The organism is Novipirellula herctigrandis (assembly GCA_007859835.1).
In the GTDB taxonomy this organism is placed as follows: Bacteria; Planctomycetota; Planctomycetia; order Pirellulales; family Pirellulaceae; genus Novipirellula_A; species Novipirellula_A herctigrandis.
The window spans coordinates 6,538,807-6,560,068 of the sequence record SJPJ01000001.1; the positions used below are offsets into that span (position 1 = coordinate 6,538,807).

Here is a 21,262-nt window from a genome sequence, read left to right on the forward strand (position 1 = left end):
CGGTCTTTTAGTAAAGGAGATAGGCAAACGGATCGCGTTTATTCTAGAAGAGCATCTGTTTGGTTTGGTCATTGTTGATGAAGGTCTCGTTCTTGGCCTCCTACTTTGTAACTCGTCCGCGGCCCGTTTTGGGTAACAACGGAATCATAACATTTACGATTCAGTAAAGAACAGCCGATGCATCCATGATGGATTTGGATGTATGACAAGTCCGTGGAACCATCATGCAAACCGATCCAAAGTCGTGCGGTTTCGTGATGGATGCTTACGGGAATAGGTGTTCCGTATTCATGGTTTGGTTTTCGTTGAAAGCGACTTTAGATAGCGGATGGTTTGGGGAACTTGCGTTTCGATAGAAGGGCTTTCGTCTTCAATATAGTAATGCTCGACCCCGGCTTGCTTTGCTGCAATCAAGATAGCCGGAATGTCCAATTGTCCGGTCCCCAAAGCGACATCGTTTTCGGGCGAAGTATGGCCTGAGAGGTCGCCTTGGACTCCCTTTTTGAGATCCTTCAAATGAATCAACTTGATGCGATCACCATAGCGGCGAAGTAGTTCCGGTGGATCGGCACCGGGAAAGTACGCCCAAAGAATGTCCAATTCGATAAAGACATATTTCGGGTCCGTATTAGCCATTAGCACATCAAACAGTGTCCCGTCTTGGTAAGGGATGAACTCGAAACCGTGGTTGTGGTAACAGAACGTTAATCCGTGTTTTTCCTTTAGCTCTTTACCAATTTCATTGAACTCGCGTGCGGTTTGCTGAGCAAATTCATAGGTGAAGGGTTGGCGATTGGGGATCCAGGCGACTCGCACAAATTTTGCACCGAGCGTTTTTGCGTTCTCGGCAACTTGGCGAATGTTGTTTCTGGCGTCGTTATAGCTCACTCCAAATGACGAGCATTTCATACCTCGTTGATCGAGCATCGCGCGAATCTCGCTTGCTGTTTTTCCGAACAGGTTGGAGAACTCCATATCGATCACACCGAGTGAGCGGATCGTATCAAGCGTCCCTTCGAAATCGGTAGTGAACTCGTTGCGATACGTATAAGAAACCATCCCCGGCGTTTGTGGAAACAGCGGTTTGGATTCCGGTTTCTTATTCGCCCTCGAAGGCTCCCCTGCAAGCTCCTCCGCAAGCACAGCTGTGGCGTGCTGAGCGAAGAGGCCTCGCAGATCTTTTGCGTAGGTGCTAAGGAGTTTTTCGCCGAGCCCCTCTTTGTCACCACAGCGATAGAGTGCGCGAGCAAGGATGATTTCACGCAGCGGTTGGGATCGTTTTTCATTGCCCGCCGATTTCTCTTTCGCAGCGATATCGGTGATCGCATGCCCGCTCATGCCAGGTTTCAATAATAGGTTTGCCAGCGGAGCAGCAGCTTGTCGATTGGCGAGCGTTTCCAGCCCAATCGCGACGGCGCGGTGATGCGAAAACTCGGATGATGCATCGAGTTGTTCTAGTTTTTGTAAAATGGATTCGAGTGCGATTGGGCTTTGCGATCGCCCGAGTGCAATGATGAGGGAGTCGAGTCGTGATAGGCTGCCGCCGAATTGTCCCATGCCACGGAAATTCCAACCTTCATCCCATCTCGATTCGTTGATGGTCTTGGCAAGTAATTCGCTTCCGGTGGGATCGCCAAGCATGCCGAGAATATTGGCATAAATCAATCGGTTGCTTTCGTCGGACTGCGCAGCGTAAGCGGTGCGGAGCATCGGTATCGCAGTATCACTTTGGTCCAAAATGATCGAAAGTCCACGGTAGTCGAGGATCACGGACTGCACCGCCGCTTTGACCGTATCGATCGAGGGCGGCGGTGAATCTTGTTGATCAAGCACGTTGGGTTCGAGAGAACCGATCTGAACCAAGTGCTTTTGCAATGCCGGGATATCAATCGATCGCAGAGATGTATTCTGTGTTGCGGCCATCGATGCCGCCAATCCGGCTGCATAGCCTTGGTTTTGTATGCACGCTTGCATTCTCAGAATCGGCATGGCATCGCGATCAGCACTGATGCCCAAGCCCGTTACCAAAACGCCATCGAGATCTTTAGGTAACAGAGCTCGATAGGGAACCGGAACCGTCATTTGTTTCTTATCGGGAAAGTGGATTAAGAAAACAGGATGAACGGTAAATCCATGGGTATCAAAATTGCTTTGATGCATGGCGATGGTGTCATAGTAAGTCCGGTTGTTCATCAAATCGAGCGGAGTGATAAACGTCTCACCAACAATCCGCCGGCGTTCACGCGAATCAATGAACGGAGAAATGTCGTAGGCGTCTTTGTATTTCTCGCGTGCCGAAACAATCATACGCCACTGGTCTATCGGGTCCGATTCGTCGGAAAACGAGTAATCCGTATTGGTGTATCCGGTTCCCAGTGCTCGTGGTGACAATCCGGTCCCTTGCATAGCAACATGATCCGCGGACGTGGAAATGGTGGCAGCTCCGGCGGCGGCCGCGACATCGGCATTGCCGGTCGAATCGACAACGGTTTTCGCTAAAACTACGCCTCGACCTTGCGGCGTCACAACAACAACCCCTTTGACGAAATTGCCACTGACCAAAGTGCCGCAGCCAAGTGTTGAGAACCAAATATCGCAACCCGCTGTTCTCGCTTCACGCCGCCAATATTCGCGTTTGGTCACAGGGTTCCAGCCCCCATGACGCTGTGGCCCACCCATCAATTCAACACCTTGATCGACTTCGCTACTAAAACCTTTACGGTACCCGTGATAGTAGCTGCTGATCAGGCCAAGCGTCCCAACGCCACCGAGATGGTCTTGATATTCGATAAGCAATGTTTTGGAGCCCCGTCGCCCAGCAGCGATCGCGGCTGGCGCACCACCGGTTCCCCCGCCGACAACCACGACGTCGTATTGCCCCAAAATTGGTAGAGCACGATCGGGCGAATGAACCACCGGTCGATTCCTGTCGGTTGGTCGAACGCCTTGCAAGAATTCTTTGACTTCCGCATACGTATTCGTTTTCGAGGCGGGGGATGCGGAAATGGTCACCGATTCTGTTGTTGGGATGGACCTTGCTCGTTCGGCTGCCGAAGCACCGATTCGTTTACCAAGACGCATTAAGTTAAGTGGCCGGATCAATTGTTCCGCAACGCCACGTGACACGTCTGCCATCGCTCCAAGCACATACAAACGAGGCATCTTCTTCGGTTGACAGGCTTCCAGTGCAATCGTTTCGGGATCAAAGGAACGCTGTTCGACGTTGGCAGCCGAAACAATCGAATCCGGTGGCAATTCGAAAAGGACATCCGATTCGTCAGCCAAAGCCGCGTCGAAAGTCGCCTCTCGCATGATTTGTTCAGCCTCGGCGAAAGATGCAAATCCAGAATCTTTCATCGGGATATCCATCGTGCAAACGAACACATCGTGCGGTCCTTTGGCAGAGTAAAATTGCACATCGGCCTTCCTGACCTTCAACGCGGATGATGCTTTTGGTTCGCCACCAACGACAATCCGCTCAAAAGTGTGAGAACCACTGGGGTAATCGGTAAACGATGCACCCGCGATTCGGGCTACGGAGGCTCGTGACGTAGCGTCGATTACCATCTTGGCTTTCACGACTTGACGGCCAGCCCGATTGGCGATCACGACGCCTGCAAGTTCGCCTTGGGCATCATGCAAAACATCGGTCACAGGTGATCCATATAGGAACGGTATCCGCGCATCGATTAGCGCTTGATCAAGCGTGTATTTGATTTGCATCGGCGTGGGTGGGCGATTTTTTGCTTCGGCTTCCATCGCAGGTTCGTCGCCGACGACCACTAACTCCGCCAATAGCATTCGCTCGGCTCGTTCCGTTTTGCGAACCAAAAGCTTGATGAATTTACAGGGTTGTTCGATGGTAAGTGACAAATCAATTGGCGTGTTTTCAGAACCCCCCATGTCGAGTTTGGGATTCTTGATCGTGCCCAAGTCTCGCCAAAGTGTACCGTTGGGTGATGTCCAAACTTGAACATCAGCGACTTCAAATACACCGTCGCGTTGATAGGACAACAAATGCAACTGTTTGACCCGTTGGTTGCTTTCGAGGTTGGCGACGATCGTAACGTCGTTGCTGAATTGGACCGAGTCGTTTGCTGCACTGGAATATCTCCGATCGGTCAATCGCGAAGGGGGGGCAGTATCACGATGAACGGAGTCGCTAGGCTGATCCGCTTGGTAGCTAAGTGGCATCCCGCGCTCCCAGTCCGAATGAGGTGTCGTCACCTCAAAGAGTTTTTTCTCGAGTTCGCCGTTTGGCTTTTCGTTCTCGTCTAGCCACAACCGCAGAGTTCCACATACGTCTTCGCCGAGATAGGGACGTGGTGCAGCTAGAAAGACGGAGGCGCCATTGTCGGCCGCCGCGATCGCGGCGCGAACCGCGCCGGTGGTTCCGCCAACAACGACAACATCGACGTCGTAGCAAACCGGGATATCGCGTGCTGTTTCAAGGATGGTTGTTTCCGCACGGCTGGTTTGTAACGGACCCGTACAAACAAAAAGACTGATCAAAACAATTTTTGCTAACGGGCGTTCCAGAAAGAGTTTCATTGACGAACTCGGGAAAGGGCAAGAGATGGGGTGGGAAATCGCTCCTCCCATTCTATCAGATCCAACATCGCGAGTGGTCGGAGATCACATGTCAACCAGCGGCACTGCACCGCTGTCTCTCGCACGGCTCTGGGCATCCCTGCGATTAACTTGACTATTCGATCCATTTGCCATGATCGTACCGGTTTGAGCGGGTGGTGAGTCAAGTATGGGGGGGCGCAGCTCTTTGGTATGCAAGATTGTTGACGATTGTCAATTCGTTCCGCAATTACTTCGGCACGAGCCAAAAACGCAAACAATGGTTTTGTAAATATTTGTCACTTTAAGTTTCTAGGATTTAGACGGGTAAGATGATCGAACAGCATCAGAGACAAGTGGATGCATTGGAGCCGAGCCAATTGATTGAGATGCTCCGGCGTGAAAACTAGCAACTGCGGGATGGTCTTGCCCGTGTACAGGCGAACTTGGGCAATGCTGTAACGGTGAACCGCGACAAATTGGAAAATAGTCGACGAACTGAGGGGAAGTGTCGGCAATTGTCGAATGAATCGAATTTGATTGATGGGGATACGCTCGAGTTGAGTGATGTGTTGTCTCAAATGAGAACAGTGGTCGACGAATCGGAGACTCAGCTAAAGGAGATGATACAATTCGTCGGCATGATCCAAGACATTGCAGAGCAGACAAATTTGTTGGCACTCAATGCAACGATCGAAGCAGTCCGTGCCGGCGAAGCGGGACGCAGTTTCGCCGTCGTCGCCAGCGAAGTCAAGGCACTTTTCAATTAAACCAAGGCTGCGGCAAAGAGCGTCCGAGAGTGCATCGGATCGACGCTTATCAAATCAAAGGAAGTGACAAAACAAATGTACGGTGTCGATCAGTAAAGTAAACAGATATGCGAAATGGTCGCTGGCCTAAATTCGCGTATCCATGAGACCGGCGAGATGAATGCCGAGGCCACAGTGGGAGTCGAAAATGAGAATGATCGCGCGTTCATGTGCTTGGCGAAATTGGATCATATCATTTGGAAGGTCAACACGTACCTATGCGTTATCGATAATAAGCCAGCGTTTGACTTTGTGGATCACCACAAATTGCCGACTTGGAAAATGGTACGACTCGGGTGATGGGAAAGACTCGTTTGCTTCCACGCCGTCGTTTGGAAGTCTGGATACGTCGCATAGTCACGTTCATGATGGAACCAAGAACGTTTTCGATATGCTTCAATCCGAAAACGTTATGGGGGATCGATTGTTAGCAGCACTAGAGCACATGGAACAAGGCAGCGACGGCGTTTTTGATTCGCTCGATCGATTTTTACGGAAAAAGGCAATCAAACAGCTAGCTAGCCGAGCGGGTCGCTATTGTGGTGGTGGCGGCAATTGGATGAACGATCCCGATGCCGTTAACGATTGATAATAATGCTTGAGCAATCCGTCGATGGACTGAAACTCAGGACGTGTCGTCAGCGAGGCAAAACGCGGGTCTGCTGAGACCCTATCAAAATGTTCGACGACGGTTTGAATCTCTTGCGGATTCGGATGGGTTGTCCCAAGGAACATTGACGATGGAAGAGCCAAATAGTTTTTCCATTGGTCATCTAGAAGTCTATACAGCTCGGGTGCAAGCTGAGTCAATTGACTGCGCAGGACGTCTGCCTCCGACGCACTGTTTTGCTGTGCAAGTTCAGTGTGAAGAGGCAATGGTGTCTGTTGTGCGACTGATGATGTTGGATCAGGAACGCCACCCGACGCATAAGCGGCCACGTCCGAAGTGAGCTTCAATGCGGATGGAGGCACCACAACGGGTTGCCCGGCAGAGGGGATGGGGTAGTAGGCACTGGTCGCAAATTGGTCAACTTGAACCATCGATCCGTCAAGCGATACACCCGCGAACAGGCCTCGGCTTCGCGAATAGGTATAGATTTCAGCTTGAAGTTGTCCGTCCGTAGCAATGCCGGTTTGCCGGCCCAACGGTCCCGCCGCAGCGGATGCATCGCCGCCAAGGGTAAGCTTGCCCGAAAGCAAACCTTGGATACTCCGAGGCGTTTTGAAAACGAGGATGATGTCGGAGGATTGGACACCGACTTGCCATCCGACGTTTCCGCCAGTCAACGTGATGAAGACGGGAGCATGCCAAATTCCGTCGGCTTCACGGACAAATAGCAAGCCGCGTCCGTGCCGTGCTCCGACAATAAAACTTCCTTTGACGACGTTGGGAATGATCGCCACGCCGGATGCGTTGGTGAGCATCGCCTGTGGAATCCGGTTCCCAGGGGTCGCCATCGTTGCGGTCAATATCGCAGAGGATGCCTGAACGATTTGTTCTTCGTTTAAGGCGGATTGAGCGTTGGCAGTGGGCGAGATCAAGATCGAGAAGGCCGTGATGAAGACGGCAATCAGGTAAGCGTGTCGAATCATGACGTTTGTGTCCGTATTGACGAATGGGATCAAGAGGCGGCCAAGACGCGAGTGTAATCGATTGGCAGCGTCGTCAAAACACGAAAAAATCCGTTTCAGTGCGCCCGAAATGCTTGGAATTGTGCCGATACTAGATTGGGTAATGCGAAATCTACCGTTCCAGGGCGAATGTGAACCATGCGAGACAATTTAACCAAGTCGATCGGTTTTTTACGGGCGACGGCGATTGGGGGACTCTTTTTTCTGCTTCCGTTGGCGGTTGTTATCGGTCTGTTGGGGTATGTCTACAACATTGTTTCCGCAGTGGCGGTGCCACTGCATGATGCGTTACCGGATTGGTTACCGCTGAATACACCCGTTGGTATCACATTCCTATTTTCGTTGTCGGTTACCGTGATCGTGTTGCTATGTTTTGCCGCCGGTATCGCCGCTCGACGCGCTATCGGTCGTAAATTCTCGGAAACGATTGAAAAGCAATTAACCATCGTATTTCCCAAATACGCGATCTATAAAGATTTGTTGGCGGGAAATTTAAGGCACGAAAGTATCGGCCCGTCGCTGACGCCGGTGGTGGTTTTGAGCGTTGATGGCTACCGGTTGGCCTTTGAAGCGGATCGCCTAGATAATGGTCTAGTGGTTATTTATGCACCAGGTGCGCCGGACACGTGGATTGGTGCGGTGATGTTGGTTCCGAAGGATCGTGTTTTTCCAACCGACATCGACTTTAATGAGACCCTCGGGATCTTCGAGCGTCTCGGGCGTGATTCACAGACGGTTCTCGAAGGCGTGAAGTTTCCAGCTTTGGGGAATGCTCCAGCCGGGAGCTTTGTTCCCAAATCTCCTGGTGAGTAACCTTGTGCCCGCTCGTTTTCTTGTTGCGCAACAGATCTTGTTGAGAAAAAGCAGAGGCTTTTGCTGCTTCGATGTCGGTCGTCGAGGAAGGGGTAGCAACAAAAACGCAGGGGAACGTCTTGGTTGCTCTAAGGCTCGCCGCCGAGGAAATGAAAGCCGACTTCCGCCGAGTGCAAAAGGCCGTCAATGAAGAATCGGACTTCAATGCCGAACATAATATACAAACGGCAAGCGGTTTGTCTGCTCGTTTCCCATGGAACCAGTTTCGCGTGTTCCCGTTGCAACGATCATAGGAGTTGGGGTAAGTGATTGCCCGATTCTCAGCGATTCCATGGCATCTTTTTGATAACAAACGTCAGGTTATTCCTTAACCGGAACGTAGCATTTCCCTGAAAGCGGAGTTTCTTTTGGTCGTTGCATAATTCATGCGATGAGAGAACGATCCGCAAAAAGGGACATTTGATGAATTCGTCAACAGAACGGTCGGCGCCGGTGGTGAATCGGGATGAGTTGATTGATCGGATGATGGGAAGCATTCCCATGGCAGAACGCATGCTGAAACGATTCGTTGACACAGCGAACGCGGATTTTGATCTTATGGAATCAACGGTCCGTCTCGGAGATAAACCAGCGATCGCGTCGCTGGCGCATCGTCATAAGGGGACTGCTCAAACCATGGCGATTCCTCGAGTAGCCCAGTGTGCAGCAGAACTTGAACAACGGGCTCATACCGATCCCACATCGAAGTTGCTCGCGATACTTGGCGAGATGCGAATGTTGCATGATGAAGTGCGTCAAGTCCAACAACTCGGTTTGGCGAACCTGATCTAAATGCGGGACCGCAAACATGAATAAACAGGCAAGTCCAATTCAAATCCTGGTGGTTGACGACGATCCGATCGCGGCGGAAACGCTAAGCCATGCGTTATCGCAGTTTGGCTATTCATCCACGATTGCACTCAATGGGATGGACGCACTTCAATACGTGCGTAGCGGAAAATATCGAATTGTGATCTCGGATGTCGAGATGCCGGAAATGAACGGTATCGACCTATGCCGGGAAATTCGTCGACGCGGTTCGTGCGGCTACACATACGTGATTCTGTTAACCGGCCGCAGCGACACCGCTAGCGTCGTAAAGGGACTTGACGCCGGAGCTGATGATTACATTGCCAAACCGTTTTCGCCAAGCGAAATGCAAATGCGAATTCGTGCTGGCGAGCGGATCCTGATGCTCGAGAGTCGCGATTTGATGATCTTTGCACTCGCAAAGTTAGCGGATAGTCGCGACCATGACACCGGTAGCCATCTGGATCGCATTCGTGAGTATTGTCGATTGCTTTCACTCGAGCTTGCTACTTGGCCCGAATATCAAAATAAGATCGATGGAATCTATATACAGTCGATTTACGAAACGAGCCCATTGCACGACATCGGCAAAGTGGGGATTCCTGATCGCATTCTTCTGAAGCCAGGAAGACTGACCGAAGCGGAATTTTCGATCATGACTCAGCATGCCAAAATTGGTGGCGATACGCTTCAGGCTGTGGCCGAAGCTCATCCTGAAGCGGTCTTCTTACAAATGGCGTATGAGATTGCAATGACGCATCATGAGCGTTGGGACGGAGCGGGGTACCCAAATGGGCTTGCTGGCGAAGACATTCCTCTTTGCGGTCGCATTGTGGCGATTGCTGACGTTTACGATGCCTTGACCAGCCACCGTGTCTATAAACCAGCATACAACCATCAAAAGGCTGTCGACATCATTTCCGAAGGATCGGGCACGCATTTCGATCCTAATCTGGTTCGTGCGTTCTTGAAACTTGAGTCCGATTTCAAGGAAATCAAAAAATCGATGAACGATACTCCGGAAAAGGAAGACTCGGAGTTTATGCCAATGTTTAGGTGCAAGGATGTTCCCGCAGCGACCGCACAGACACCGCAATCGGTGTAATCAGAACATGCGTCGAGCGGTGCCAATTATCTAACCGTGTTGGTGAAAATCCCCATCCCTTTCCCCTCCGATCCTTGAATTATCGGGGCGTGTTGCAGCGGCCGCTTTTTTACGCTGTGGAAACGCCGTGCCCGATGCAGGTAATCGTTGTACTTAGGGGTAATCGTGATTTCAAAAAGCATTTGTTCGCATGTGGCATTGCTGCTCGTTCTCGTAGCTGCAATTCCTGCATCCGCCGCCGGAACCATTAGCAATGCCTTGTCCGCTCGATCGGCGGGGCGTGGCGGAACGAACCTAGCTTTTGGTGACAATGGTGTCATCTTGATGGACAATACCGCCGGCATGCAGTCGCTTCTTGGGTATGGTTCCAATGATGACACCTACCTTGATGTGGGGGGAGTCGGGCTATTCACCGACATGAACTATCAGGATGCTGACAACTCCAAGACGCACGCATACGACAATCCCGCTGGTTTAGGGCACCTCATGATTGGCCGGCGAATCAATGACGACATCGTGTTCGGATTTGGTGCCTTCGCTCCGGCTGGATTTGCGTCCGATTATGATTTGCAGGGCCCCCCTGCTACTCTTCCCGGGGAACATCACTATTTTTCGTTCGGCGCCCTGGTCCGGATCCTGCCCGGTCTATCACTTCGATTGACAGACAGACTAACGGTGGGTGGAACCTTTGGTTTAGCAGCAAGCCACCTCGAAATCGAGGGACCATACTATTTGAATTCGATGCCGCTGCGTGGAACCCCAACGATGCTTGATCTGCAAAGTACGGGGTCGGCGCTATCGTGGTCCTGTGGCATGCAGTACGCCGTTTCAGACCAGACCACCATTGGCGTTCGCTACCAGAGTCAAAACGAATTCACTTCCAACGGGAAAGCTAATGTTGCCATTGCCGGTCTAGGGGATAGTGACTACGACGTGAATGTAGGTTTGGCGTGGGCTCGGTCGGTCGGCATCGGGATGATGCACCAAGTCGATGCACGTCAACGCGTCGCAATCGATTTCATTTGGGAAGACTGGTCCGATGCATACGATAATGCAAGCTTGACGTTTACGAACCCAAGCAATCCTGTTTTTGAGGCTGTTGCAGGACCATCGATTGACGAAGTGTTCCCGCTTCTATGGGAGGATTCGCTGGTCGTGAGTGCTGGTTACGAGCGTGATTTTGGTTCCAACCAAACGGTCCGATTGGGATACCGATATCAAGATAACCCCGTGCCGCCCTCGACCGCTTCGACCTACCTGCAAACGACGCTCGAGCACCATTTTTCGGCTGGTTATGGTTTCAAGCATTCAGGCTGGGAGATTGATACGGCCTATCAATTCGCATTCGCGCCTAATGTGTATACCGCTACGAGTGTTTATCCAGGTGGCGACTTTTCGGATGCAATTCTAAAGACGCAAACGCACATGGTTTTCCTTAGTGCGATGCGTCGTTTTTAGAAAACAGCTAAGCCTTACGCGATCCGTTTCAGCGTTTGGTCATTTCCATGATGACCACATTCTCGTTGCTCTCGGCGACGATTCGAACTTCTTCAACGCTTGATTGATCCAAGTCATCCGCCAACACCATCATCTGGCCGCGGCTTCGGTAGATAAGGTGCCAATCCATATACATTTCCATGTAACCGACGTCGCGAATTTCGGGAAGAAAATTCGCGATAACCAACCGTCCACCTGGCCGAACATGGTCGAACAGGTTTGCAGTCAAACGCTTCGCCGTGGAATCAGCCAAGTAGTCGTAAAGGCCAGTCGTGTAAATCAAGTCAAAGGTGCCTAGGTCAAGCCGTCCAGTCAACATTCGTCGAATATTGGCAACGACCGCATCAACTCCGAATCGACCATACGCTTGTTGGATCTCTTCGAGGCTCTGTGCGTCTGCATCCATCGCAACGAATCGATCAAACCGGTTTCGCCGAATGGCCGACGAAAGGCTCGCTTCGCGAAGGTGTCCCGCTGCGACTGCAAGCGCATGTTGGTTTGATTTCTCTCGCCCGATACGATCGAGCAATTCGGCGATGTAACAACGTCGCTCTCGCACGCCGGCTGATGCGGGGGCTCCGCTGGTATAGTTGAAGATTGCCGAGCCAAGCGCCGTCGCATCGGGTTGATTCCAATCTTCTTCACGGCCGTAAATGTAATCCATCATGACTGCATCGCCCGCGTAACCGCGTGGTTTTTCGAATGCTCGGCGAGTGAAGGGATCCTGATGGACCAGTTGGCACAGGGCATGGTTTCTGCCGAATTGAATCATTTCTTTCCACTGATCCTTCGGCGTTTTTTCACGGATCGATCTTAGTCCTCGAAACAATTGATCGACGGCGTTTTCAATTTCAGTGGCGTTTGCGTTTGGGGACGCGAGTACGGAATGGACTTTGTCGAGCAGGTCTTCAAGCAAGCCATGGCTAGGATCTCCCTTTTCATCTTGATGGTGATCTGGTTCGGTTTGTTGACTGAAGGTAGGTGTGACGTGACTTTGTGTAGCTAAGCTCATCGTTGGTTGCCCCCGCGACCGGTTAAGTTAGGAATGGGACTGGATTGTTGTTGCTTTCGAACACACTTGGCGAAGCAGCCCCGGCAATATCCCTTTGAAATCCAAACTGTCAAGCTTTTTCCGCGATTGCTTCGGCCCGTTCGTGAGCTCATGTGACGGGGCGTCCTCATAAAGATCTCAAGTGTGGCTATTCAGGTTGCAGCCGCTACGCAATGAAGGTGTCTCGACTGACCGGTGTCCTTCTGCAGTCGTTACAACTCAAGTGCTCTGGAGATAAATCAAAAAAATGTTCCATTCATTTTGATGGTTTGGCACAACCTCGCACCGCCCTGCAGACGGGGCTCGCAACCGGCTAGAAAAAGTGGGAAAAATAAGGTTTTTCTTGTGCGGATTCAGCTCGCAATGGGTTTCTGACCTAACTTTTGACAGGGCACAAAGACGTACTTCTATCTCGTGCCATACCGTTAAGCCGTCCATTTCATAGACGAGAAGACACGAGTGAGATGATCAAAGTCGCCTCTCCTTTTCCCGAATTCCGCGACTACGTTGCTGTATCCGGCATTATGTGCCGCGGTCCCCTGGCGACTTGTGTTGTGCAATCGGTACGATCGTCAGAATCCTTCGACGCCGAATGGATTGATGCATCGAATACCTCTGGTGAATTGTTTGGCTGCGTCGACAAGCATTGGCGAAGCAATGAACGATGCCAACCGACCGGCAGTTTGAAACAACTCGCATTTTTCGGGTCTCACGAGCGAGTCTCTCGGATTATCGAAACTCCTCGCGGTCGACCGCTCAATGAGTTTGTTTTTCAGCGTCGGCATGACGTTGCCACTTCATTAACGACTGCGATAGAGCTTGCGACTTGTCTTGCGGATTGGCACACTCAATCACGTACTCATGGTTGGCTCAATGGTGAGTGTGTCTATTGTGAAGAATCAGGTAAGGTTCAACTGCGAGATGTTTCCGCGGTTCATCATCTGGCCGAGATTGATTTTTCGCTGTTGGATGTTCACGACATCGCCTTTTTATCGCCTGAGTCGAGCGGCTCGTTGGCGCGAGAGGTTAGCCCCGCATCGGATCTGTATTCTTTGGGCGTTATGCTGTTCGCAATGCTCTCGGGCCGAGCACCAATCGAGGCATCGAACGCTAGCGAATATTTGAATCAGCAGCTTTGTGTGGAAGCACCTCGGTTGAGAGAATTCGGGTTGGACATTTCCAAACCGCTCGATGACTTGGTTGCACGTTTGTTGTTTCGTGATCCACGTGATCGCTATCAAACAGCAAATGCGTTGCTAGACGATCTTCGCTACATCGCGGATCTCGACACTACCGGTGATGAGGAATTGCGTTATGCGGTTGGGACGTCAGACATTCGCAAAACGATGACAGAAGCTGCGTTTGTGGGTTATGAAGCAGACTTGTCGCGGACCCAACTGGCAATCCAGTCAGCGTTGTCGGGGACATGTTGTGTGCAGTTGATTACGGGTCCGGAAGCCGGCGTTCGTCGAAATTATATTGATGAAATCGAGATGCGTGCCGCGTCCGTTGGGATGGCAGTGTTGCGCGGTGGGGCTTCGACGACGACCAATCCCAAGCCACTGCAATCGCTCGATACCGTTTTTTCCGCGATCACGACAATTTGCAATCAGGATCCTGCCCTCGCAACTCGCTTGGCGGAATTGACGCAAGAGCATTCGGCAACACTGATAGACCTGTTGCCCAACCTCGCATCGTACTGGCAGCGTTCATTGGTCGTCACCGGGCCGGATGCCTATGGCGGTCAGCGTGTTCAAGTGGCGTTAGAAGACTTGTTCGTTGCCTTGGCGAAAGAACCCTCGGGCGCAGCGTTTCTGTTTGATGATCTTCACGCTGCGGACGAATTGACACGAAATGTCGTTCGTTCGCTGATCGAGCGAACTCAAAATGAAGACACCCGTTTTCTGTTTTGTGCTATATCGAGTGATTCCGCAGATGCGTTGAGCTATGGCGAAAGCCTAGACGCAATGCATCTCGGTCCACTTTCCGATGATGCCCTGCAACGCCATCTCGAATCGATGGCGGGAAAACTATCCGATACGATCAAAAGTTCGATTGTCGAAGTTGCTGACGGCAATGTTACGATTGCGTCCGCCATGCTGCGCCGGATGATCGATTCGAAAGCCATCAAGTTGACCGATCAGGGTTGGGTCCCCGATGGCGTCTTAAGGGATGCCCTGCGTCATGACGAGACCTTCACGGGACTGTTAGAATGTCAAATTGATGAGCTATCTAGTCGTGCATTGAATGTTTTATCTACCGCCGCAGTGGTGGGGCAGCGTTTTGAGCTTGCGATATTGGCTGATGTGTCCAAACAACGCTACGCTGATGTATTGGAGGTTGTCACGGAAGCTCTCGGACGCAGACTGTTGTGGCGTGATTCGCAGCAAGGGTGGTTTCGGTTTGCGAACGACCCGATTCACCGGCAACTTTGCTCGAGTGTTTCGGATGATGTACGAAAAGAACTTCATCGAAGGACCGCCGCGTATCTGAAGAAGCACACGCCCGATAACGTTTATGATTTGGCGTTTCACTACGATGCAGCGGAAATCTCCGATCTGGCACTCGAATATTCGCTCGAAGCTGCGGCAAGTGCGAGGCACAAGCATTCGCTTTCAGTCGCCGAAGATCAATTGTGTATTGCGAAGCGGTGGGTGGCACAGGATGACTTGGCAACGCGGTTGATCATTTCGGGAGGGCTAGGTGAGATTCACTTGCTAACCGGGCGATACGACGCCGCCGGCGAATATTTACATGAAGCGTTATCGTTGGCAACCACGCCGCTCGATAAGGCTCGTATCCAACAGCAAATTGGTGAACTTGCGTTTAAACGCGGTCGGTTTGCCGATGCCGCGACGGAATACCAGCAAGCTCTATCGATGACCGGTGCTCGTGTGCCGCTCTCACTGATGACGATGCTGCTCTGTTTAGCACTCCAAACGGCGCGACAAGTTATTCATGCATTTGCACCGAAAAAGTGGATTGCTCGTCGCGGAGACTTAACGCCGCTGGATTGTCTGAGAATGCAATTGCTCAGTCAGCTTTCGCGAGTGTATTGGTTTAGTCGACATCGACTTTGGACTTTGGGCAACCATCTTCGTTCGCTCAACGAAGCCGAACTCTACAATCCGTCAGAGACGCTCGCGGCAGTCTACAGCGAACATGGCCCAGTGATGAGTCTGCTTCGTTGGTTTGGTCGGGCAAATCAGTATTTCGAACGATCACTGGTGATTCGCCGGCAACGCGGCGACGTTTGGGGCCAAGGCCAATCGTATCACTATGGTAGCGTCGTCAAGTTGGCCGAATGTCAATTCCAAGACGCCATCGAAACTTCTCACACAGCGGTTGAGATGCTTCGTCAGACAGGCGATTTTTGGGAAATGAATATGGCTCGCTACCAAGGGGCCAATGCGTTCTATCGGATCGGGTGCTTCTCGGAGGCCGTTCAGTGGGCTTCGAAAATGTACGAATCAGGACGTGAAATTGGCGATTTACAGGCTTCGGGAATCAGTCTCGACGTGTGGGCTCGATGCTCACCCGAAACGTTGCCTTTAGACATGATTGCCGAAGATGCTGCGCAAGATCGTCCCGATGCACAAAGCCATGCTCAGTCTCAGCTAGCGTATGCCGTTGTTCTCTTGCATCATGGCCAACTCAATGACGGAATTGACACGTTGGTGGGCGCGATCGAACGGTGCCGAAATGCGGGGCACCTGAACACTTATATCAGTCCCTGTTATGCATGGCTTGGAACGGCTCGACGGCAACAAGTGGAAGTCACGGATTGTCGAGATGGCCATCGCCGCAAGCAACGAATACGCGATGCCCGAACAGCGACGAGAAAGGCATTGAAAATCGCGAAGTTCTATCCCGCAGATCTTGCCCATTGTTGGCGAGAGATCGCGGCGCTAGATGAAATTGAAGGAGATATTGGCAAGGCTGTTGCACACTTGAAACGGAGTGTGAGAGCAGCACAACTTTATGCGCAGCGAGCCGAAGAACTTGAATCACTGCAAATACTTGCTGCCTTGCATGATCGAGAAATCGAACAGTTCGGTCCTTTGCCATTGCGATATCAACTGCGTCTTGACGAGCTTTTGAAAACCGTAGAGACGTCACAGCAAGGGGGCCCGTCCGTGGGCGATGCGGACGCGAATCTGTCGCTCGCGGATCGTTTTGTAACACTGTTGAAGTCGGGGCGACGTATTGCGCAAGCCTTGACGGCAAGCGGTGTCTACATCGAAGCAAGTGAATCGGCACGACGACTACTGCGTGGTCAAAACGCCGATGTCGTCATGGTACGGAGTGAGCAGGGTGATTTTCAGTTCGAAGCAGCGTCCGCGTTGCCGTTTGATGAGCAATGTCAATGTCGTATCGATGCAAATGTCGACCTTGTCCGGGTCGCACTTCAGCAAGGGTACGCAGTTTGTCGAAACGACAATACGCTAGAAACGAATGGTAAACCAAATACAGCGAATGGAAGCACGCTGGCTGCTCCGATTCTGTTTCGGGGCCACTTCGTCGCAGTGATTCTGGTCTCTCATTCGGAATTGTCCGATTTGTTCGGCAAGGACGAACTCCGCATTGCTGACTTTGTCACCACGCTCGCTGGTGCGGCTTTGGAAAATGCCGATGGTTTTCTTCAGCTGAGGCAAATGAACGATACACTCGAACAGCGTGTTCTGGAACGTACCCAAGCAGCCGAAGATCGCGCAAAACAACTTGCCGAAAAGAATTCGCAGTTGCACGAAACCGAAGAACAGCTCCGCGAAGCGATGACCGTAGCGAATGCAGCGAACGCAGCAAAAGGACGCTTTTTGGCAACGATGAGCCACGAGATACGGACGCCACTTAACGGTATTCTCGGAATGACTCGGCTCGCTCAGCAAAGCTCCGTTGACGGACGCCAGAAGGGCTACCTCGATACGGTTCAGGAAAGCGGCCAATCCCTGTTGAATCTTATTAACGATTTACTCGACTTCTCGAAGCTTGAAGCCGGCAAAATGGTGATTGAAGAAATTCCCTTTCGTCCGCAGGAATTGGCGGGCGAAGTGAGTCGATTGATGGGAGCGTCTGCCTGGCAAAAGGGGTTGGAATTGAGCTGCGAGCTTGCTCCCGATTTACCTCAAATCCTTGTTGGTGACCCTTCAAAGCTTCGTCAAATCATCGTGAATCTTGTCGGCAATGCACTGAAGTTCACGGCCGAAGGAAGTGTGGCACTTATGATGCAAGCGACTCCAAGAGACCATTCGTCGATTATGCTTTCGATTGCAGTAAAAGATAGCGGATTGGGAATCCCCATTGAGAAGCAAGAGAAAGTGTTCGAATCGTTTTCGCAAGCCGATAGCAGTACAACGCGTCGCTTCGGAGGCACCGGACTAGGCCTCGCGATTTGTCGTGAGCTTGCAGAAAAAATGAACGGGACGATCGAACTTGAAAGTGCTGTTGGGTTCGGTAGCACGTTTACGGTGACGATCCCACTAGCCATAGCCGAGGGAGACACTGCCGAGATAGATATTACCGAGATAGATATTGCCGAGATAGACACTGCCGAGATAGATATTGCCGAGATAGATATTGCTGAACGACATACAGTCGAACGAGGTTTCGAAAGCGAATCTCAACCACACCTTTCGAAAGAAAATAATGTTAGCTTTGGCGATCCATGTTCAAGCGATGATAGCCGTTGTGAAAATCGATCGGCGCGGATTCTTGTCGCCGAGGATGGAGTGATTAATCAAGAGGTCATTGTCGGCATCCTTGAAATGGAAGGTTACGAGGTCGTCGTTGCGAACGATGGACAGGAGGCTGTTGAGCGAGCAGCCGAGCAAGACTTCGATATTTGTTTGATGGATGTCGACATGCCAAAGATGGATGGCATGGACGCAACGCGGGCTATTCGAGCGTCAATGCATAATGTTAAGTCGGCTTTGCCAATTGTCGCGATGACCGCACATAGTGGCGACCAAATCTGGGGTCAATGCAAAGAAGCTGGAATGGACGGGCATCTGCCCAAACCGATCCAGCCTGACAAACTATTCGAGACCATTGAACGTTATGGTACCATTGAACGTTGTGTTGTGGTGTAGGCCATCTCCGCATGCCGGTGCGTAGGCGAATGCAAGAGTCGACATCGGAGAGAATTGCACGAATCCGTTAGCTTCAAACTCCTTGATTTTCAAAGTCACTTGCAGATCCCGGCATGGTTGATCACTACCTCGGGAAGATATCTTTTGCACGTTTATCGATTGCTGGGGCGGTTAAACGCTTAGCACTTCGGTTGCTCCGTAGCGGTCAGCAACCAATATCGGGAATTGCTTGCCAAGCGCACTTCGGTGGGTGTCCAAGACCAACTCGGGATCATTGTTGTGTTCGGACAGATGAGCTAGGCAAGCCCATTGCAACTTGGCGTTCTTTATTCGCTTGAGCAAACCAGCCGAATCGTTGTTGGACAAATGGCCTTTGGGACCGCTGATCCGTTTCTTAAGCGATTCGGGGTACGGTCCGGTGTCGAGCATCATGGGGTCGTAGTTGCTTTCCATGATCACCGCGTCGAGTGATTCGACGACACCGTCGAGACCATCGAAAACGTGGCCCAAATCGGTCAGTATTCCCAATCGATGCGAGCCATCGTCGACGACAAACGCAACTCCATCGGCGGCATCATGCGGCGTTCGAATCGTCTCAATCTTGACGCTGCCGAAAACCATTGTGCTGCCAGAATCAAACAGCTGAATGTTCTGCATTGGGCCAAGTCGTGGTTTGTTGTTAATCGCACGAATCGTCCCCCTGCTGACATGGATCGGCAAGCCAAATTTTCGATGATAGACCCCCATGCACCGGGTGTGGTCACTATGGTCATGCGAAATAAGTAACGCGTTGACATCACGAATCGACTTGCCGTGACTAGCAAGTCGTTGTTCCGCTTGCACGCCACTGATGCCGGCATCAAAAAGCAATTTCACTCCGCCTGTTTCGACGTAGATGCAATTGCCGTTACTTCCCGATTGTAGAGCGATGACTTCCATGGCCAAAAGTGTAGCGTCCCAAGACATGTAAGGCGATAGTCATTGATCGATCTTTCGTCATTGGCTTTTGGGTGTGTTCGCTTCGACGAGCGCACGCATTTTTGGCATTTCGCTGATTGGTTGGTCATAACGCTGTAAATGCCCCCAACTTCCGTACCGTGTTCCTTGGCGACCAATGCTGGAGAACGCCATGTAGAGACGGCATTGGGCATCGGCGTGAAGTTTCAATTGCTTTAAGTAACAATCGTGCATGCCTGCGGAGAATTGAGCTTCCTTTAACGCTGGCATGTAGGACGTTTCTTCCTGGCCCTTCGGTTGGATGTGTTGGCCACCTTCGTAAACGAGAAAATCCACCCCTTCGTCTTGGCAAAGATCACGGATGTCGTTGACCATTTCGACGGAATCTGTTTTGATGATCTGTTGCATGTCTTGGATGACTTGATCGCTTGTCAACTTGGGGCCAGCCTTTGCCCACTTTTCGTAGACTTCGTCACTGGGGCCAAAGTAACCTGCAACGGTCATCGCGTCACATTTGCCAAGTGATAGCACTGTCCGTAGGCAACGGGCGGTGATATCCAACCATGCAGCTTGTCCGGCGGCGACCCTGACAAGCCGGTTACGGTCTATTCCAACAAAAATCTTTTCCCAAAGGGCATGGATTCGGTGGGTGGCGATTCCCAAGCGTTCAGGGAAATTCGTTCCCACTTGGTTGGCGGCTACATCGAAATCATTGAACTCGGGTGTGGTTCCTTGTTTCCACCCCTCGATGTTTTGTTTTTCGAGCAATTCACCGAGTCGCTTACTGTGTAAATTCCAGTGGGCTTGCTGGAATTGCCAATTCCATACTTCGTTGCTGTATTCGACATAGACTTTCAACGAAGGGTCGAGTCGGTCACGAACCAACTTTGCCATTTCGGTGATGTATTGATCGTCAGCCATGTGTGGGACACAGACCCATGCGTCGCATTTTGCAGCATTGGCTAGGTCAACGCACAACTCGATGGCAACACCGGACGCGTAACGCTTTTTCCATGGCTCCATCGGCGAACCCCAAAACCCGATTGCGTCGCCTTGCGTGCCCGTTTGCGTGAAAAAGTCAAGCGTTTTTCGGTTGGCCCAATGAACGTTGATGCTGTCGTTGGTCCCTAGCCAATCCATAAACCGTAGTGCGTGAAACTGTTTGCAGTAGTCGACCACTTCGGGCAAAAAGGGTTCAGCGGCCAAGTCCGATTGCTCGAATTCTGCGGCAACAATGCGGATATTCCGAAGATGGTTTCCACGCTGGCTACGCAAGATTCGAATGATCTCAAGATTGCCGTCGCCAACAGCATGGGCCATTTCAAGTTCGATCCGACCAGGCGCGGAAGCGACAATTTTCGTTCGGCCAGCGACGTCGATTTGCCCCTCGCCTTCGTAAACCAGCACGTAACGACCTGGTTTACAAACGTTCGGCAAGATCGTGAAGACGTCTTGCTCGGTTCGGTCACTGCCCTCAAAAGGAACCTCGACTGGATAGCCATTGGCGTCGATCGCCATCGCCTCATTTTGCTCCGTATTCCAAGCTCCTTGGCCATCGACGTTGCGAGTGAGCCAAGCACGGGCTCCCCACATCAAATTCTTGAAGGGGAATCCCGGCTCGTAGTCGGCGATGCCGGCTAAGTTCATGCCGATTGGCAATCGCGGCGCGTCCGACGTATCTGCTGCAAACGAACAAGAGGGCAATGCGGAGACGCTAGCGGTAGTTGCGGCTAGGTGAAAGAATCGACGTCGATTGAGATGCATGGGGACGGCCTGCGGAGGATGGATCACGTGGTTCGTATCGCGATCCGATCATAACTGACCGTCAGGGTCACTGAAAGCATTACGTCGTTTTCTCAGAGCTCTAAGGGTTTCGGAGCTCTCAGGTTCT

General features: G+C 51.6%; 13 protein-coding genes. 8 read left to right on the top strand and 5 right to left on the bottom strand.

The features are described from left to right. Positions 1 to 288: 288 nt before the first annotated feature. The gene (locus CA13_RS23890; protein ID WP_419194748.1) at positions 289 to 4,551 is read right to left on the bottom strand and encodes an FAD-dependent oxidoreductase; all 4,263 of its coding nucleotides are present in this window, start codon (positions 4,549 to 4,551) and stop codon (positions 289 to 291) included. 482 nt (positions 4,552 to 5,033) lie between these two features. Between CA13_RS23890 and CA13_RS36160 the strand changes: the two genes are divergently transcribed. From CA13_RS36160 to CA13_RS35565, 3 genes are all read left to right on the top strand, one after another. Further along, positions 5,034 to 5,339, top strand: coding sequence for a methyl-accepting chemotaxis protein (locus CA13_RS36160; protein WP_473087483.1), 306 nt, complete (start codon positions 5,034 to 5,036; stop codon positions 5,337 to 5,339). Between the two features lie 114 nt (positions 5,340 to 5,453). Then, positions 5,454 to 5,678, top strand: a complete 225-nt coding sequence (locus CA13_RS35560; RefSeq protein ID WP_419195187.1) for a hypothetical protein — start codon at positions 5,454 to 5,456, stop codon at positions 5,676 to 5,678. Positions 5,679 to 5,769: 91 nt separating this feature from the next. Next, positions 5,770 to 5,967 (top strand): hypothetical protein, encoded by a 198-nt coding sequence (locus CA13_RS35565; RefSeq protein WP_419195188.1) that lies wholly within the window; start codon positions 5,770 to 5,772, stop codon positions 5,965 to 5,967. Here the strand turns inward: CA13_RS35565 and CA13_RS23905 are convergent. Continuing rightward, positions 5,913 to 6,971: a YSC84-related protein gene (locus CA13_RS23905; protein WP_146400962.1), complete on the bottom strand. Its 1,059-nt coding sequence runs from the start codon at positions 6,969 to 6,971 to the stop codon at positions 5,913 to 5,915. The two genes, CA13_RS35565 and CA13_RS23905, sit on opposite strands and share 55 nt — an antisense overlap. Positions 6,972 to 7,148: 177 nt before the next feature. On the opposite strand from CA13_RS23905, the gene CA13_RS23910 reads away from it, so the two are divergent. The 4 genes from CA13_RS23910 to CA13_RS23925 all read left to right on the top strand — a co-directional run bounded on the left by CA13_RS23910 (position 7,149) and on the right by CA13_RS23925 (position 11,235). Next, positions 7,149 to 7,823, top strand: coding sequence for a DUF502 domain-containing protein (locus CA13_RS23910; RefSeq protein WP_146400963.1), 675 nt, complete (start codon positions 7,149 to 7,151; stop codon positions 7,821 to 7,823). Positions 7,824 to 8,285: 462 nt separating this feature from the next. Continuing rightward, positions 8,286 to 8,654: an Hpt domain-containing protein gene (locus CA13_RS23915; RefSeq protein ID WP_146400964.1), complete on the top strand. Its 369-nt coding sequence runs from the start codon at positions 8,286 to 8,288 to the stop codon at positions 8,652 to 8,654. 16 nt (positions 8,655 to 8,670) lie between these two features. After that, entirely contained in the window at positions 8,671 to 9,777 is a 1,107-nt protein-coding gene (locus tag CA13_RS23920; RefSeq protein WP_146400965.1) for an HD domain-containing phosphohydrolase, read from the top strand. 165 nt (positions 9,778 to 9,942) lie between these two features. Continuing rightward, the gene (locus CA13_RS23925) at positions 9,943 to 11,235 is read left to right on the top strand and encodes an OmpP1/FadL family transporter (RefSeq protein WP_419194749.1); all 1,293 of its coding nucleotides are present in this window, start codon (positions 9,943 to 9,945) and stop codon (positions 11,233 to 11,235) included. A gap of 28 nt (positions 11,236 to 11,263) precedes the next feature. Here the strand turns inward: CA13_RS23925 and CA13_RS23930 are convergent, their stop codons facing one another. Further along, positions 11,264 to 12,286: a class I SAM-dependent methyltransferase gene (locus tag CA13_RS23930; RefSeq protein ID WP_146400967.1), complete on the bottom strand. Its 1,023-nt coding sequence runs from the start codon at positions 12,284 to 12,286 to the stop codon at positions 11,264 to 11,266. Between the two features lie 503 nt (positions 12,287 to 12,789). Between CA13_RS23930 and CA13_RS23935 the strand changes: the two genes are divergently transcribed. Next, entirely contained in the window at positions 12,790 to 18,414 is a 5,625-nt protein-coding gene (locus tag CA13_RS23935; protein WP_146400968.1) for an ATP-binding protein, read from the top strand. A gap of 171 nt (positions 18,415 to 18,585) precedes the next feature. Here CA13_RS23935 and CA13_RS23940 read toward each other — a convergent pair whose 3' ends face one another. Beyond that, positions 18,586 to 19,380: an MBL fold metallo-hydrolase gene (locus CA13_RS23940; RefSeq protein WP_146400969.1), complete on the bottom strand. Its 795-nt coding sequence runs from the start codon at positions 19,378 to 19,380 to the stop codon at positions 18,586 to 18,588. 30 nt (positions 19,381 to 19,410) lie between these two features. Continuing rightward, entirely contained in the window at positions 19,411 to 21,135 is a 1,725-nt protein-coding gene (locus tag CA13_RS23945) for a hypothetical protein (protein WP_146400971.1), read from the bottom strand. Between the last annotated feature and the right edge of the window lie 127 nt (positions 21,136 to 21,262).

Coding starts and splice junctions, on each gene's coding strand:
- CA13_RS23890 (WP_419194748.1), bottom strand. CDS start 4,551: ATGAAACTCTTTCTGGAACGCCCGTTAGCAAAAATTGTTTTGATCAGT.
- CA13_RS35560 (WP_419195187.1), top strand. CDS start 5,454: ATGGTCGCTGGCCTAAATTCGCGTATCCATGAGACCGGCGAGATGAAT.
- CA13_RS35565 (WP_419195188.1), top strand. CDS start 5,770: ATGCTTCAATCCGAAAACGTTATGGGGGATCGATTGTTAGCAGCACTA.
- CA13_RS23905 (WP_146400962.1), bottom strand. CDS start 6,971: ATGATTCGACACGCTTACCTGATTGCCGTCTTCATCACGGCCTTCTCG.
- CA13_RS23910 (WP_146400963.1), top strand. CDS start 7,149: ATGCGAGACAATTTAACCAAGTCGATCGGTTTTTTACGGGCGACGGCG.
- CA13_RS23915 (WP_146400964.1), top strand. CDS start 8,286: ATGAATTCGTCAACAGAACGGTCGGCGCCGGTGGTGAATCGGGATGAG.
- CA13_RS23920 (WP_146400965.1), top strand. CDS start 8,671: ATGAATAAACAGGCAAGTCCAATTCAAATCCTGGTGGTTGACGACGAT.
- CA13_RS23930 (WP_146400967.1), bottom strand. CDS start 12,286: ATGAGCTTAGCTACACAAAGTCACGTCACACCTACCTTCAGTCAACAA.
- CA13_RS23935 (WP_146400968.1), top strand. CDS start 12,790: ATGATCAAAGTCGCCTCTCCTTTTCCCGAATTCCGCGACTACGTTGCT.
- CA13_RS23940 (WP_146400969.1), bottom strand. CDS start 19,380: ATGTCTTGGGACGCTACACTTTTGGCCATGGAAGTCATCGCTCTACAA.
- CA13_RS23945 (WP_146400971.1), bottom strand. CDS start 21,135: ATGCATCTCAATCGACGTCGATTCTTTCACCTAGCCGCAACTACCGCT.